The organism is Pedobacter insulae (assembly GCF_900113525.1).
In the GTDB taxonomy this organism is placed as follows: Bacteria; Bacteroidota; Bacteroidia; order Sphingobacteriales; family Sphingobacteriaceae; genus Pedobacter; species Pedobacter insulae.
This window is the reverse complement of sequence record NZ_FOPP01000004.1, coordinates 436,366-450,958: the sequence shown is the minus strand read 5'-3', so window position 1 is coordinate 450,958 and position 14,593 is coordinate 436,366. Positions and strand designations below refer to the sequence as shown.

General features: G+C 35.2%; 17 protein-coding genes. 9 read left to right on the top strand and 8 right to left on the bottom strand.

All coding sequences use genetic code 11. The features are described from left to right. Window positions 1-12 precede the first annotated feature (12 nt). From BM207_RS09315 to BM207_RS09300, 4 genes are all read left to right on the top strand, one after another. The gene (locus BM207_RS09315) at window positions 13-1,083 is read left to right on the top strand and encodes a toxin-antitoxin system YwqK family antitoxin (protein WP_090993291.1); all 1,071 of its coding nucleotides are present in this window, start codon (window positions 13-15) and stop codon (window positions 1,081-1,083) included. Window positions 1,084-1,179: 96 nt separating this feature from the next. After that, window positions 1,180-1,494 (top strand): hypothetical protein, encoded by a 315-nt coding sequence (locus BM207_RS09310; protein WP_090993290.1) that lies wholly within the window; start codon window positions 1,180-1,182, stop codon window positions 1,492-1,494. Window positions 1,495-1,558: 64 nt separating this feature from the next. After that, window positions 1,559-2,155: a hypothetical protein gene (locus tag BM207_RS09305; protein WP_090993289.1), complete on the top strand. Its 597-nt coding sequence runs from the start codon at window positions 1,559-1,561 to the stop codon at window positions 2,153-2,155. Between the two features lie 90 nt (window positions 2,156-2,245). Continuing rightward, complete coding sequence (locus BM207_RS09300; RefSeq protein WP_090993288.1) at window positions 2,246-3,442, top strand: ATP-binding protein; 1,197 nt, start codon at window positions 2,246-2,248, stop codon at window positions 3,440-3,442. Between the two features lie 50 nt (window positions 3,443-3,492). On the opposite strand, the gene BM207_RS09295 is transcribed toward BM207_RS09300, so the two are convergent. The 4 genes from BM207_RS09295 to BM207_RS09280 form a co-directional block, all read right to left on the bottom strand. Further along, window positions 3,493-3,708 (bottom strand): helix-turn-helix domain-containing protein, encoded by a 216-nt coding sequence (locus tag BM207_RS09295; protein ID WP_090993287.1) that lies wholly within the window; start codon window positions 3,706-3,708, stop codon window positions 3,493-3,495. A 3-nt stretch (window positions 3,709-3,711) separates the two neighbouring features. Then, window positions 3,712-4,248 (bottom strand): DUF2975 domain-containing protein, encoded by a 537-nt coding sequence (locus BM207_RS09290; protein WP_090993286.1) that lies wholly within the window; start codon window positions 4,246-4,248, stop codon window positions 3,712-3,714. Between the two features lie 137 nt (window positions 4,249-4,385). Continuing rightward, window positions 4,386-5,195: a DUF3108 domain-containing protein gene (locus tag BM207_RS09285; RefSeq protein WP_143095940.1), complete on the bottom strand. Its 810-nt coding sequence runs from the start codon at window positions 5,193-5,195 to the stop codon at window positions 4,386-4,388. Between the two features lie 95 nt (window positions 5,196-5,290). Next, complete coding sequence (locus BM207_RS09280; protein ID WP_090993352.1) at window positions 5,291-5,659, bottom strand: VOC family protein; 369 nt, start codon at window positions 5,657-5,659, stop codon at window positions 5,291-5,293. A gap of 216 nt (window positions 5,660-5,875) precedes the next feature. On the opposite strand from BM207_RS09280, the gene BM207_RS09275 reads away from it, so the two are divergent. Both BM207_RS09275 and BM207_RS09270 read left to right on the top strand, forming a co-directional pair. After that, window positions 5,876-6,427 carry a Crp/Fnr family transcriptional regulator gene (locus BM207_RS09275; RefSeq protein WP_090993284.1) on the top strand — a complete coding sequence of 184 codons (552 nt, stop codon included), beginning with the start codon at window positions 5,876-5,878 and terminating at the stop codon, window positions 6,425-6,427. A 67-nt stretch (window positions 6,428-6,494) separates the two neighbouring features. Next, window positions 6,495-7,157, top strand: a complete 663-nt coding sequence (locus tag BM207_RS09270) for a hypothetical protein (protein ID WP_090993283.1) — start codon at window positions 6,495-6,497, stop codon at window positions 7,155-7,157. A gap of 32 nt (window positions 7,158-7,189) precedes the next feature. Here BM207_RS09270 and BM207_RS09265 read toward each other — a convergent pair whose 3' ends face one another. From BM207_RS09265 to BM207_RS09255, 3 genes are all read right to left on the bottom strand, one after another. Beyond that, on the bottom strand, window positions 7,190-7,561 hold the full coding sequence (locus BM207_RS09265; protein WP_090993282.1) for a DUF6567 family protein: 372 nt from the start codon (window positions 7,559-7,561) through the stop codon (window positions 7,190-7,192). A gap of 149 nt (window positions 7,562-7,710) precedes the next feature. Further along, window positions 7,711-8,385, bottom strand: coding sequence for a hypothetical protein (locus tag BM207_RS09260; RefSeq protein WP_090993281.1), 675 nt, complete (start codon window positions 8,383-8,385; stop codon window positions 7,711-7,713). 5 nt (window positions 8,386-8,390) lie between these two features. Continuing rightward, a complete protein-coding gene (locus tag BM207_RS09255; RefSeq protein WP_090993280.1) occupies window positions 8,391-9,389 on the bottom strand; it encodes an alpha/beta fold hydrolase in 999 nt (332 codons plus the stop codon). Window positions 9,390-9,559: 170 nt separating this feature from the next. Between BM207_RS09255 and BM207_RS09250 the strand changes: the two genes are divergently transcribed. From BM207_RS09250 to BM207_RS09240, 3 genes are all read left to right on the top strand, one after another. After that, a complete protein-coding gene (locus tag BM207_RS09250; protein ID WP_090993279.1) occupies window positions 9,560-10,555 on the top strand; it encodes an alpha/beta fold hydrolase in 996 nt (331 codons plus the stop codon). A gap of 54 nt (window positions 10,556-10,609) precedes the next feature. Continuing rightward, entirely contained in the window at window positions 10,610-11,422 is an 813-nt protein-coding gene (locus BM207_RS09245) for a DUF3108 domain-containing protein (RefSeq protein ID WP_090993278.1), read from the top strand. A gap of 169 nt (window positions 11,423-11,591) precedes the next feature. Next, window positions 11,592-13,967, top strand: coding sequence for an FtsX-like permease family protein (locus BM207_RS09240; protein ID WP_090993277.1), 2,376 nt, complete (start codon window positions 11,592-11,594; stop codon window positions 13,965-13,967). Here BM207_RS09240 and BM207_RS09235 read toward each other — a convergent pair. Beyond that, window positions 13,964-14,590, bottom strand: a complete 627-nt coding sequence (locus BM207_RS09235) for a Crp/Fnr family transcriptional regulator (protein WP_090993276.1) — start codon at window positions 14,588-14,590, stop codon at window positions 13,964-13,966. The two genes, BM207_RS09240 and BM207_RS09235, sit on opposite strands and share 4 nt — an antisense overlap. Window positions 14,591-14,593 lie beyond the last annotated feature (3 nt).

Below are 14,593 nucleotides of genomic sequence, written 5' to 3'. Positions count from 1 at the left end.
AATGAAAGACAAATGAAAAAATTAATACTTCTTGGCATTTTTACAGGAATAACAGTAAGTTCTGTATTAGCCCAACAAAAGGAATATAAAGAGCATTACCCCAACGGTATTTTAAAAGTAGACGCTTTTGTAGACAATAATGGTAAGCCCTCAGGAAAATTTAAATCTTTCAACAAACAAGGGGGCATATCAGTCGAAGCATATTATGTAAACGGAAAATTAAATGGGGAAATGAAGCAGTATGATGCATTAGGAGGCATAATTTTGACTGGAAATTATAGTGTTGGTACAGAAAATGGGAAGTGGACAAGTTACGGCTCCATTGTTGGATACCCAAAAGGCACAAAATTTATAGAACTAGATGTTGCAATGGCTAAGATTACTAGTTTTAAAAAATATCATGCGAACGGAAAAATATGGATAAGAGGAAACTTCTCACCCACAAACATAAACACAGACATTATAAAGGCATTAAGAACCCCGGATATTGAAAATACACAAAAGAAACAAGGTAAATATGAAGAATTTAATCAAAATGGACAATTAAAATATACCGTTAATTTTAGTGACGGAAAGATAAGCGGTGAAAGCAAGTCTTTTTATGAAACAGGAGAAGTATATGAAGTATGTAAATACGATAATAATGGATATCGTATAGCAACAACTAGCTATCACATTGATGGAAAGCTGAAAAGTAAAATGTACTACCAAAATGGAAAACCACAGGGAGATTTTATCGCTTACTTTCCTTACGGAGAAATAAGCGATAAGGGAAAATATATAAATGGAGATAAAGATGGTTATTGGTTGGAAGAATATGGAGTAGGAAATTACCAAATGGGAAAGAAAACTGGCTTTTGGAAAAAATATGCACAACGAAGAGATGAAAAAGAAAAATTGAAGGTTTCGGAAGGTAACTATATGAATGGATTAAAAAATGGGCAGTGGAAAGAATTTAACTACGCAGCATACCAATTAGGGAAGTGGGCTATTGAAACAGGAGTATATAATAACGGAAAAAGAACAGGGCTATGGAAATACACGCACCCAGACGGCACCCCTGTAGAAACAAAACAATATTAATAAGAGTAGCGAACAATTAGCATTAAACTAACATGTCTTTTTTTAATCTTTATCGTATTTTTTAATAAACATCTGTTATTGATAAAGAACAAATCAATGCATAGATCATTTTTTTCGCTGTATTTCTGCTTTCTCGAGTATCGTATCAGTGCACTCATCCCGCCAATATCTATCATTATAGAAGCATCGGATTTATCTGATGATTTTAAGAAAGCTTACGAGCTTTTTTATGAAATTGGAGAAAAAAATGAAGAACACTGGATATTAGAAGGCAAATCAGGTACTATAACTGTAAAATTTGAAAAGTATGAATCGTATTTGCATTTAAATATTTTTACAGATTCAGAAAGTAAAAGGCAAGAAGTGACCAACACTGTAAATACATATTTACACAGCTTAGAAAAACAGTAATATTTATGTGTATATGTATTGAAAATGAACTGTATAAATAAAATGTTATAGCAAAAAAACAAGAATGATAGTAAAAACAAACTATAGGTTACCTGTTGTAGCATTGTTTATAATGTTTATATTTTCCTATAAAATTTATGCTCAAAACAATAAGCAACATGCTTTTACGGCCATTAAAACCCTTTTACTAAAAAATTTCCCTCATGATATTAAATTTGTTCATCACGAGAATTCAGAAAAAATCGCTGTGGTTGATAATTTGTATTATAAATTTCATTATCCTGAAATTAAAATAAAAGAAGACACGCTGATTGTTTCTTATATAACAGAGAAAAAAGAATGGGGAGAAAAAGTTCCTGCTTTTGAAAAATTAGTATGGAAAACAGCTCTTAATCGCTTAGATGAATTTTACGGATTCGAATTTACCTTCGGAAACAGCGATAGGTTTAAACCGCATTTATTTTATTGGAACATCGTTAATGAAAAAGCTAAATTAATGCGATACACAATATCTGCAGACCAGTTTTACAAAGGTACTTCCTTTACAAATTTAGAACTCGCCTCTATTACTGAACGAGCTGTTTGGTTTCCGAGCAAAATTAAATCTAGTAGAAAATTACAGAGTTTATTTAAAAAGAACATTAGAAAATACTCCAAATAAAAGTATAGCTGGAAGTTATTCGATAAATCACTTATTTAATGTATCATATGCGATACGTTTTTGTATTAATTTCGTACCTTTGACGAAACAATGGAGGCATTAATAAACAAATTTAGACGCTTAATCGGCACTAATCGTACTGAGTTTAGGAGAGGACTTAGTTACAAGATTAACTGGAATGCAAGGGGTATTTGCATAGAAGGTGCCCGTGGAACGGGTAAATCCACTATAATGCTCCAATACATTCAGACTCATTTACCATTAGATCAGACGTTATATACCTCGTTAGATGACTTATACTTTAGGAAAAATAATCTAGTAGAAGTTGCAGAGCGTTTTTATGGACTTGGTGGGAGGCATCTCTTTTTGGACGAAGTTCATAAATACGACGATTGGCAGACAGCAGTAAAAAATATATATGATTTTTTGCCAGACATGAAATTGGTTATTTCTGGATCTTCTATCCTGGCTTTACAGCAATCAAGGGTGGATCTAAGCAGGCGTTTGCTAAATTACCATTTGCCAGAATTGTCGCTTAGGGAATATATTTCTCTAAAGCATTCAGTGGAGCTTCCGATCTATAATTTTGATGACATATTGAGTAGCCATGGTGAAATTGCATTGGATCTGCAGAAAATCATCATCTCACCATTAAAGTCACTTAACGATTATTTCAATTATGGCGCATATCCTTTTTTTATAGAGGGTGAATCAGACTATTTTATGCGCATCAACCAGTTGATCAACGTAATTATCGATTACGATTTGCCTGAAGCGAAGGCTATCGAGGTTGCTACGCTAGCTAAACTCAAAAAGCTTTTGTATGTCATTTCTACTTCCGTTCCTTTTACACCAAATATCACCAAATTAGCAGAACAGGTAGACACCTCCAGGATCCGTTTGCTGGAAATGTTGCATATACTAGAACAAGCACAGCTGATAAATAATTTGCGTTCGGCCTCGCATGGAACAAGCCTAATGAACAAGCCTGAAAAGATCTATTTGCACAATACTAGTCTGATTGCTGCTTTGGCAGAAGGAAAACCAGACACTGGCAATGTAAGGGAAACATTTTTCCTCTCACAAGTCCAAAATTCTGGAGCGATAATAACCTATCCAAAGGTCGGGGATTTTATGGTGAACGGAAAATATCTGATGGAGATAGGTGGCAAAAATAAGTCGGGCAAGCAAATACAGGGACATGATCACGCCTATATAGTTGCAGACGACCTTGAACACGGTTTTGGCAATAAAATCCCATTGTGGCTGTTTGGATTTCTATATTAAAGGGATCGATATACAACCTTCTTTCCTTGTTATCTAATTCATCAGCTAAATTATTGATACGTTTCCTCCACGTACGCTAGAATATCAGCTGGTTGGCAATCAAGTGCCTTACAAATAGCTTCTAATGTAGTGAAACGTATCGCTTTCGCTTTTCCTGTTTTTAAATTTGAAAGATTAGCAAGCGTTATTTCTACCTTTTCCGACAGCTCATTAAGCGACATTTTACGCTTTGCCATCATTACATCTAAGTTTACAATAATTGGCATAGTTTAAACAGTTAAATCGTTTTCGTTTTGAATCTCTACTCCTTTTTGGAAAATCACTGCAATAATATAAATTACAGCCCCCATCAAAATAAATGCCTGACTATCTGCCCAAAACGTATTTAAGCTGTCGGTAACAAAACCATAATGCACTAAACTCCGTGCTAACTGCCTACCAATATAACTTAACAATCCAATTGAAAGAGTGTAATAACTAATTTGTGAAATTTGCCTCGCAACAAAAGGGCTGAACGGTTTTGATAAATCCATTTTGTGCATTAATCTGATAACTATGTAAAATAGACAAGCTTTCAAAATTGCAATGATTAGAATAAAACTATAGATACCGAAGAAAGCTAACCTACTGTCGTTATACATTTTGGTTAAGTCCAACTTTTGATAAAGGTTTTGGACAAATTCAGGATTATACAGACTGAAAAAGAAATTTACTATCAGGCCTCCTGCTTCAATGGACAAACCGACAAAAATAAGCCATGCCACAATGTATAAGCCCCAAAATACGAAGTTGTTTGTTTTTGACATAATTTAAAATGTTAATGTTTAATAACACAAACATAGTAAATATATATTGATAAACAATAAATTTATATTTTTATTCAATATAAATTTATCGAAAGTATGAAATTGTCAATAAGTAGATTTCGCAATATGGTAGTTCTTTAAGGGAGAAAACCTAACTTAATTTTGTAACGATAAAATTGCCCACTTACTTCCTGCTCAAGTTTGAGAACTTCTCGTGTCTTTTTGCTAATCCAGAATACTTCCTTATTTCCTTTTGATTGATGCTCCAACAGCCAACAGTCTATATTTTGATCATTATAACCTTTCAAGAATGCAGAACCAGTTACCTGGTATACGACCTTTTCATAACCATAGGTGGTACCCGGATCGTAAAATGGGATTGTGAAAAATAAGCCCTGCTTGAACGGCAGTACGGGAAATATCTCAAGGTCGGTATGCCAATTCAAAAAATATTTGCCAAGTGCAGACTGATATCCGCGGTAAATTGCTTTTGACTGTGGTTCCGCTTCTGAAGCAGTCAGCAATTTTCCATTATGTTCAACGGTATTTTTTACAAAATCCACGGTGGTAACACTTACTTTCTTTAATGGACCTGTCCTGCCATTTATCTTCCACCACGTGCTATGATATAAAGGCTGAAGCGTCTTTGCATCAGAAACAGACTTTACAATATGTAGGATACTGTCTTTATCTTCCCACTCCTGGTTGATCTCCAGAACTGGCTTTCCATTATAATTTGATCTTTTGATCGTTCTTGTCCAGAACTGGGTCTCAGTCCTAACAGAATCCTTTTTCATTTTGAAATAGACCAAGTAACGATGTGATCCTTCACGTAAGGCGTTCGCATTTACATTGGAAGAGTTGATTTCAAGAGTATCGAACTTCTGTGCCTTTAAAGACATCGAAAATGCGAGTAAAATTAATAGTAGAGATTTTTTAATATTCATTATTATTTGGGGATTTAAGTACTTAATTAAGCTTCTAGTAACCATTTGGTTCTTATCAATATCGTGTTGGAGGGAAATGGATGGAGAATATGCTGCTATTGCTTGTTAAAAACTCCAAAATGCCATAGAATACCCGAAGGATCATGCAAAAAAAACGCTCTTCCCCAAGGCTGTGTTCGTATTGGAATTAACCTCACCTTTTTGTATTTTTTCTGCAGGTCCAACAATGAATAGTCCTCAAAAAGTTGATCCAGATTTTCAACTTCCATAAAAACCATTGTATTTTCTATCCAATCTTTTACATAGGCATGCTGGAGATAGAAACCAAACTCTCCGACTTTAAACAAGGACAAGTGCGCTCCCAGAAGTACCTCTTGAAAACCTATGTACCGATAAAAATTACGAGAAAGTTCAAAATCTTCTGCTCCAAGGAATGGACGGATTGAAAGCGGATGATATTTCATAATAAAATTTGTTTTGTTAGTATTGTCTTCCAAAGATATCGAACACATGACACTGCATCACTTGATCTAAATCATGAAATTCAAATCATTGACATTACTTAGCTGAAATTAAGCGTAGGAAAGCTGGCGAAATTGCGTCATAATCAAATTCGCATTATATTTGGCTTGAAGTATTTTCACATTTATTAAAATCATAACTTCTGGCTAGGACCTAGTATGACGAACACACGAGAGATTTTAGAGAAAGTTGGGACCTTCACCTCATGGGAAGTGGAGGAATTTGAGCGACATGTAAAATATCGGGTTTTGCAAAAAAATGAAACTCTTTTGCAGGAAGGTGAGGTTTGCAAAGCTTTCTTTTATCTACTTAAGGGCTCTATTTATCAGTTTAAGCAGGAGGAAATCTCAGAAGTAGTAATTGATCTGCATCTCCATAATGAATGGGTTTTTAATCAGCAAAGTTTAATTGACCAGTCACCATCAAGTACAACAATCAAGGCATACTGCAAGGCAGAGGTCTTAGAGCTGACTTTAGAGAAATTTCACGAGTTATGCGGACTGCAGCAGTCTTTTTTGCAGTTCGCCAAAATCTTGAACCCTGCATTCCAAAGAACGCACATCTTTGATAACTCGCTAAATCCTGTGGAAAGATATGATTTTATTAAAAAATCCAAACCAAATTTGGTTACGTCATTTCCTGTTAAAATGATCGCCTCCTATCTAAAAATTGCTCCAGAAACCTTAAGCAGAGTCAGAGCCAAGCCCTAATTTACTGATCTTAATCATGTTCAATATTGAAAACTAGTATCCATCTTGCAAACTAATTAATTTGCAAATGGATACTAGGCAACAAAATGCTTTAAAGAAAGCTAAAAACTTTATAAAGTTATTATCATGTTTCTCACTGCTGGCAGCTCCCTTACTATCAGCTGTAGGCTGGGGAATTTCTCATGATAGTTTATCTTCCTTATTCGATCTAAATCTTTTTCATCAAGCTAAAAACAGGGCGTTTTATCTAAGTCCAACTTCGGATCCCGCTCTGATATTCAGGTATTTCCTGCTTCCTCATTATTTCCTCTATGCCTCAATGCCATTGTATATTGCCAGTACAATAACAATCACCAATTTTACCTACAAGATAGCTCCATGGACTTCTTTCATTGGAGCGATTTTATCAATTATCGGAAGCGTATATTTTATAGGCGTACTTGGGGCATATCTCTCTGCTCCTTTAGGAAGTGTATCTATGACCGGTATCATTCAGTTATCATTTGTCTTGTGCCTGCTATTATTTGTAGGTAATATTCTTTTGGGAATATCTCTTTATAGAAACAGGGTGAATTCAAAATGGACATCAGCACTTTTTATACTAGGCAATAGTTTAATCCTAACGTTTCCAGGAATAGAGAACTGGATGACTTTAGGATCACTATGCATGCTTTTTCCTATGTATCAATTGTCAAGACGCCTATATGAGGAGATTGATTTCAATAGGTAAGGACCGGATTCGAAATTAACCTCTCTTTACCCCTACCTCGTAAATTCAATTACTTGGGCACTCACAGTTATCGTTCTTTTGACAAAGAATGGTGCAAAACCACCAACATGTTCTTCAGTCATCACGTTGATTATGGCTTTAGAGCCATTCAGCAAGTTCGCTTTTTTCATCATTACTGAATAAGCATTTTCGTATAATTGCCTTTGTTTGGTACCTCCAATACCCAATACATAAGAGGTTTCTGAACTTCCACTTACCTGATCAACTACTTTGAAGTTGTTGGCACTTAAGTGTACTTCTGTTGCGTTCTGATTGTGGTTTGAAACAATGGCGGTGCCAATGCCACATGAACTAAAAAAAGTTGCGAGCGATAATAAAATAGCGTAAATACCGATTTTTTTCATTTTTCAAATAATTAATAGTTGTTATAAAGTTGGAAAAACATTAATCCAAAAGTAGGTTGATTTGTACCTTATATTGCTTGACTTGGGTTAAGAAATGAAAAACGATATTTCTATAACGTATATTCAATTTACCTCATAAAATACTTGTTTTAATTCTTGTTTCTAAGCTTTATAGCGTATCCAAGTTGAGCATAAAAAGGTAGGTTTGGGACAGTTTTAAAGTCCTGCGTAATTACCCAGCCGATCCTTAAAGTGATATCACTTTTATCAACTGAAAACCCTGCTTGTAACCCATAATTAAAATTACCACCGCTTGAGGGCTCGTACCATCCATCCTTAACCAATGGGAAATTTTCTCTATAGATTTCAGCATGTTTAAAATGTGTTATGATAGCTTTATCAAATCCAGCTTCTGCTGCGATATACCAATTCTTTTTGTAATATCCACTAGTAACAGAGATCTCGGTCCCAAAATTGGACATGCGTACATACTCGCTTTCGTATCTTCTGAAAAGCCCCTGCAGTTTCGCCGAAAAGGAAAAATCTCCAAATTCTGCAAATCTTAGCATAACTCCTATTTTTGACTTATAATCATCAATTAAAACTTCACCAAAAGGCGTTGAATACTCGGCAGTAAGAACTACCGGAGTTTCTGTCTTTAATTTATATCCATAGGCCAATCCACCAGTTAGCCCATAATCTAGCCCAGCATTTATGCTTAGCATATGTCTATCTGTTCTCTCTAGCCTATTCCAGTTGATGGTTTGTCCATAACCGGTTATGTTGAGGATTAACAACCCCCCTAATATTATTTTTTTTAACATGAAATTTATTTTAAAGAATTTAAATAGTTTAGCGTTGGTGGGTAAAAATTATTCCATCCTGTTGGAAAAGAGATCATATTATGTCCAGCTCCATTTATTTTTAAAAGTTGTACCTTAGGAAAAGCTGAAGAAACCTTTTGGGCATGTGACAATCCATAGGCTTTGTTGTTTTCACTATAAACAAATAACACTTTAGTTTTGTATTGATTCAGATTTTTAGTCCAGTCCGGCCTTTCCTTTTCTCCAATATCAATTAAAGCCTTATTTACAATCGCTCCAGGTCTCCAACTAGCTAATGAAGCTCCATCCCCTGTCGGACTCTGTTTATTACCTTCCACAATTTGCAATAAGGAATACCTATAATCTAAAATAGCATGTTCCGTATCTTTGCCCGTGAGGAATTGATCGGCATATAATAAATCATTTGATAACTCACTGGAAAATTTAATTGTTCTTGAACGTTTGATATAATCTTCGATATCTTGCCAAATAATTCCCCCCGGCTCCGCGAGCACTATACCACTGATTGTTGTTGGATATTGATTGATGTAAATAGATGCAAGGATTGCGCCCCAAGAGTGCCCAAGCAAAAAAACCTTTTGATTAAGAGACGTCCGATAATGAGCAATCACAGCTGATAAATCATCACTCATTAACTGCACTGAATAGGAATTTCTAGGATGTCTTTTAGAGAGACCGGAACCACGTTGGTCGTAAAAAATAACTCTAAAGCCTTGATTTGCAAATGATTTACAGTTAAGTAAATAGCGGTAATCACTACCGGGTCCTCCATGCAGTATGATTAATAGCGCACTATCAGGAGGTCCAAATGCCTCGGCATGCATTTGTGTGCCGTTTATTGAAATAGCAGGAAGTGACATATCCTGATCTACTGTTTTTGGAACAAGATTACCTGGTTCATTAATAGATTGCTCCTTCGTACATGCTGCCAACAGAAAGACGAGGGTAAATACAAGCGAATAGTTTCTTAATTTTTTGATCATTTTTTTATCGTTTTAGAGTGAGACAACCAAATCACAATCCACCCCTACGCTAAGTACTTATTATGCTTTTTATGCTATATAAAAAGTGATTTTCGCATATTACAGGAATGTCTGAGCGGCTAGCTTTGATGCAAATGACATAGGGTTATCAGATCCTCACCATAAAAAATATGAAAACTTTCCTTAAATGGCTCAAGAGATTTGGTTTTGGCCTAATAGCCTTAGTAGCACTCTTACTTATTGTCGGATTCTTCTTTGAAAGAAGAGCAAGAAATGCTGCTGAAAAAATTAAACCAAACGGAGATTTTGTAAAGGTTGGAAACCATCGTCTTCATTATTATAAAAAAGGAAATGGTGGACCCACAGTAATATTCGAAACTGCATTTGATCCGTCCGGCCATCTTCAGTGGTATAATATCCAACAAAAATTACCTACAACTTACACTAGCATTTCGTATGATAGAGCAGGGATTTTATGGAGCGACAGAGGTGAAAAGGTAAAATCAGGTGAGGAAATTGCTAAAGATTTATATCTTTTGTTAGAAAATGTTAATGCTCCAAAACCGTACATTATTGTAGCCCATTCATTTGGAGGAACACTTACCCGTTTTTTTGTTAACAAATATCCAAAAGATATAGCAGGTGTAATATTTGTAGATAGTCAATGTCCTGATGATGAAAAATATTTATCTCCTGAATTGCACACCATGACAAATCAAGGATTGCCGAGTGGTCTTTTAAAATTCGCTAATAATTTTGGAATTGCTAGATTGATGTTCAAAAATATGTTTCCTAATAATAAGGATTTTGAATATCATAATACCATCATACCAGCCTTACTTTTTAAAAGTGTTAATGCAATATTTGAAGAGCAAGATCAGATGATTTCTATCAAAAAAGAAGCTTCAAAAATTAAATCTTTTGGCACCATTCCACTTCATGTACTAACTGCTACAGATGAAAAACGGTATGATAGTTTTATAAAAGATAAGAACTTAAAAAAGGAAATGTTAGCTGCATGGAAAAAGATGCAAAAGGACTTTTTATTACTTTCTACAAATAGTAGGCAAATTTTGGTAGCCAATAGTGGTCATTACATTAACCAAGACCAACCTAAAGTTATTGTGAACACAATTAATAATTTAGTGCTGGAGACATTATGGTAACAAATTTTATTTAAAATAGTCAAATGGATTTAAACCTAAATAAACCATAGAACCATGATAAAAAAAACACTTCTATTTATTGGCCTTAGTTTGGCTGTCGTTTCGCTCAAAGCACAAAAAAGAGATACACTGCAAATAAGCACAGAGAACATCAACCCGAATGCACTTCGTGAAGGTACACATAGATACCTCGTATATTTTAAAATGAAAAAAGATTCGGTTAGGACACAAACACAATTTTGGACAAGAAAAGTTACGAAGGGTAACTTTAACGGGAAACCGACGATTGAAATATATCAGGAATGGGAAGATAAGGACAGCATTATGCATATTGTTAAAACGATTTCTGATATCAAAACCATGCAAACGTTTTTTCACCAAACGTGGTGGAAAATTCCGGTATCTAGAACAAGTACAGCCAAAACGGTTAACCTTACTACTGTTGATTTTACTAATAAAACAGTAGAATATAATGGAAAATTCTTAAGCGACACAACTTCTGGGCGACAAGCAAAGTCCATTTGGGAAGGATATCAATCCTCAAAAGACAAATTCTTTCTAAATTGGCATTCGGACTTAGAAATATTCCCAATGCTCCCTTATAAAGACGGGCTAACATTCGTAATTCCATTTTACGACCCAGGCACAGCATCAAACTACCAAAAAGTTGCTTATACTGTAACAGGTTCTTCGGTATTAACGGGTTATAATGACCAAAAAATTGATTGTTGGTTATTAGTTCACGAGGAAAAGGGAAATAAGGAAGTATTTTGGATTAGCAAGAAAACAAATGAAGTTTTAAAACTGGAACAAGAAGTAAACGGCCGAATATATAGGTATAAGATTAAACTTGGTTTTAGCGTCTAAAATATACCTGTAAAACCAGGTAGGAAAAATTCACATCCGCTTGTGCAGTAGCGAACATGTATTGTTCAAAAATGAACAGTATGATATTACAAAACAGCTATTTCTGGTTATAATTGAGTTTTTTTTCCATGGCATACGATTTGAATAATTCCTAAAAAACAGCTGGATTATGTTCAAACATCACTTACTGCTTATTTACCGCAATTTCAAAAAAAACAAAGGCGGATTTCTTATCAATTTAATCGGTCTTAGCGCTGGTTTGACCTGTACTTTATTAATTTACCTATGGGTAAACGATGAAATGGGGATTGATCGCTTTCATGACGATAGCATTTATCAGATTGCACAAAATGAGCATCTCACGGATGGAATACAAACGGTTGAGGGTACACCTGGGATTTTAGCTGAAACTATGGCAAAAGAAATCCCGGAAGTTGAAATCGCAGTTGCAACTTCACCAAGTTTTTGGTTGGGCCAAAGTAAGGTTTCTGCAAACCATAAGCCGGCAATTAAAGCTGCGGGAAAGTTTGCGAGCGCCGATTTTTTCAAGGTATTCTCCTTTCCTCTCTTGGTAGGGAACAAAAATGATGTGCTGAGAGGCACAAAGACTGTTGTTATTTCAGAAACTATCGCAAAAAAACTATTCAATAGCATCGATATTGTTGGTAAAGAAATGGTGTGGAGTAATACCGAAATGCAGGCCGAAAATCATGCAACAATATCTGGTGTTTTTAGGGATATGGGTACAAACACCTCGGAGAAAGTAGACTTTTTAGTTTCTTATGACGTGCTGCTGGGACCTGATGGAAATTCTGGTTATCGAAAGTGGACAAACTACGGACCAAATACGTATGTGGTTTTAAAAAAAGACGTACAGCTTTCCGTATTCAACTCTAAAATAGAAAATTATTTAAGCGAAAAGGGTGTAATGAATTATACCTTATTTGCCAGACCATTCGCAGAAAGTTATTTGTATAACAAATTTGAAAATGGCAAAGTTAGTGGTGGTAGAATAGTTTATGTAAGACTCTTTTCACTCATTGCGGTATTTATCCTGATTATTGCCTGTATTAACTTTATGAACCTCTCTACGGCAAAAGCATCCAGAAGATCTAAAGAAGTTGGAGTGAAAAAAGTATTGGGGGCACCAAGGGGGTCATTAATCTTACAATACCTTTCCGAATCAATGCTTCTCACCCTGATGGCTGTATTTATTTCGCTTTTGTTGGTAGAATTGTTGCTTCCACAATTTAATCAGATAACAGGAAAGCATTTGAATTTGGAATTCAATGGCATATTTTTTATCAGCTTAGCAAGTATGACTATTTTTACCGGTCTGCTTTCTGGTAGTTACCCTGCCTTATACCTTTCAGGTCTTAAACCTGTTGCTGCATTAAAGGGAAGACTTCAGCTTACGGCAATGGCGATGTTTACCAGACAAGGATTAGTGGTATTTCAATTTGCCTTCTCAGCAATCCTAATCATATCTGTATTAATCGTTTACAAACAAATTGAATTCGTTCAGCAATCGAATCCAGGATATAACAGGGAAAATGTGGTGTATTTTGAAACAAATGGTGCCTTAAAAAATAAGATCAACTTTGTGATCGATGAGGTAAAAAAAATAGATGGTGTTGCAAACGTATCTAGCATTGATCGAGAATTACTGGGCGATTTGAGCTTTACGCTTGGGGAGTTTGATTGGGAAGGAAGAAATCATAAAGAAGTGATCAAATTTCAAAGGGCAGATGTAAATGTTGACTTAATAGAAACTATGGGTATGGAAATGTCGGCTGGGCGAAGTTTTTCAAGTCAATTTATTTCCGATACCTCCAAAATAATCATTAATGAAGCAGGTATTAAAGCAATGGGTCTAAAAAATCCTATTGGAAAAATATTTAAGTTATGGGGCAACGAAATGCAAATAATTGGTGTGGTAAAAGATTTCCATTTCGAGTCGTTTCATCGCAAAGTCGGGCCATTGTTTATGAGATACAAACCAAAGCATACCAACAGAGTAATGGTAAAAATAAAAGCCGGAAATATAAAGTCAGTTTTGGAAGCTCTTGAAGATTTCCACACCAGACATAATCCAGCTTATACTTTCGATTATAAATTTCTTAAACATGATTACCAGGCTCAATATATCGCAGAAAGTAGAGTTGCGGTATTATCAAGATATTTTGCACTACTGGCTATTTTAATTTCTGGGTTAGGTTTGTTTGGGATGGCCAGTTTCACTGCTGAAAGAAGATTCAAAGAAATTGGGATCAGGAAAATTTTAGGAGCTTCTGACAATAATGTAATTTACATGTTGTTGAAGGATTTTACGAAGCCTGTACTAATTGCCTTGATAGTTGCCTTGCCACTTGGATATTTGTTGAGTAAAAACTGGTTAAATTCCTTTGCTTATAGAACTGATTTAAAGCTTTGGTTCTTTTTAGTGTCTGGATTTTTAGCTTTTTTCATAGCGCTAGTAACGGTATACTTTCAGGCATTTAGAGCGGCGAAAATGAATCTTGTTGAAACAATTAAAGCTGACTAACTGTGCTTGTTAGTTGAAGAAGTACGTAAGCGGTTCCGTATTCTACTTAAAGATTCAGGCTTTACCCCAACGTAGCTAGCAATATGATAGAGTGGAACGAATTGAAAAATCTCAGGTTTTGTCTTCATCAAATTCTCGTAACGCTCGTTTGGACTTGACGAAAGGTAGTTGTTCACCTCTGTTTTGTAATTATAGTATTGCCTTTCCGTTTCTATCCTGCACATTGACTCCAATCTCGGGAACCTTCTATAAACCTCCATTTCAACTTCGTAGGGGTAAATGGAAATAATACATTCACTCACACACTCCCAGCTTACAGCACTCGGAACCTGATTGACTTTATTTACATCATAAGAAAGGCTATCACCGGCAGTATAAAAACTTACCGTTTTTTCCTCGCCGTCTTTGAGATAATACTCCCTGATGCATCCTTTGAACAAATGGTAAGAGTTTCTGATAAACTGCCCTTCCTTTAGAAGCAATTCGCCTTTTTTTACCTTTTTAACAATAATTTTATCTGCAAAAAAGTCTTTTTCTTCTTGCGTGTTATAGTCTGAGCTTATTAGAGACTTCTTGATCTCTAAAACCTCTTGGTCAAGATCTTTTGTATTATCAAAATTCATCTC

What these genes read in the sequence shown, in the direction of transcription:
- BM207_RS09315 (WP_090993291.1), top strand. Translation starts at nt 13, where the DNA reads ATGAAAAAATTAATACTTCTTGGCATTTTTACAGGAATAACAGTAAGT.
- BM207_RS09310 (WP_090993290.1), top strand. Translation starts at nt 1,180, where the DNA reads ATGCATAGATCATTTTTTTCGCTGTATTTCTGCTTTCTCGAGTATCGT.
- BM207_RS09305 (WP_090993289.1), top strand. Translation starts at nt 1,559, where the DNA reads ATGATAGTAAAAACAAACTATAGGTTACCTGTTGTAGCATTGTTTATA.
- BM207_RS09300 (WP_090993288.1), top strand. Translation starts at nt 2,246, where the DNA reads ATGGAGGCATTAATAAACAAATTTAGACGCTTAATCGGCACTAATCGT.
- BM207_RS09295 (WP_090993287.1), bottom strand. Translation starts at nt 3,708, where the DNA reads ATGCCAATTATTGTAAACTTAGATGTAATGATGGCAAAGCGTAAAATG.
- BM207_RS09290 (WP_090993286.1), bottom strand. Translation starts at nt 4,248, where the DNA reads ATGTCAAAAACAAACAACTTCGTATTTTGGGGCTTATACATTGTGGCA.
- BM207_RS09285 (WP_143095940.1), bottom strand. Translation starts at nt 5,195, where the DNA reads ATGAATATTAAAAAATCTCTACTATTAATTTTACTCGCATTTTCGATG.
- BM207_RS09280 (WP_090993352.1), bottom strand. Translation starts at nt 5,659, where the DNA reads ATGAAATATCATCCGCTTTCAATCCGTCCATTCCTTGGAGCAGAAGAT.
- BM207_RS09275 (WP_090993284.1), top strand. Translation starts at nt 5,876, where the DNA reads ATGACGAACACACGAGAGATTTTAGAGAAAGTTGGGACCTTCACCTCA.
- BM207_RS09270 (WP_090993283.1), top strand. Translation starts at nt 6,495, where the DNA reads ATGGATACTAGGCAACAAAATGCTTTAAAGAAAGCTAAAAACTTTATA.
- BM207_RS09265 (WP_090993282.1), bottom strand. Translation starts at nt 7,561, where the DNA reads ATGAAAAAAATCGGTATTTACGCTATTTTATTATCGCTCGCAACTTTT.
- BM207_RS09260 (WP_090993281.1), bottom strand. Translation starts at nt 8,385, where the DNA reads ATGTTAAAAAAAATAATATTAGGGGGGTTGTTAATCCTCAACATAACC.
- BM207_RS09255 (WP_090993280.1), bottom strand. Translation starts at nt 9,389, where the DNA reads ATGATCAAAAAATTAAGAAACTATTCGCTTGTATTTACCCTCGTCTTT.
- BM207_RS09250 (WP_090993279.1), top strand. Translation starts at nt 9,560, where the DNA reads ATGAAAACTTTCCTTAAATGGCTCAAGAGATTTGGTTTTGGCCTAATA.
- BM207_RS09245 (WP_090993278.1), top strand. Translation starts at nt 10,610, where the DNA reads ATGATAAAAAAAACACTTCTATTTATTGGCCTTAGTTTGGCTGTCGTT.
- BM207_RS09240 (WP_090993277.1), top strand. Translation starts at nt 11,592, where the DNA reads ATGTTCAAACATCACTTACTGCTTATTTACCGCAATTTCAAAAAAAAC.
- BM207_RS09235 (WP_090993276.1), bottom strand. Translation starts at nt 14,590, where the DNA reads ATGAATTTTGATAATACAAAAGATCTTGACCAAGAGGTTTTAGAGATC.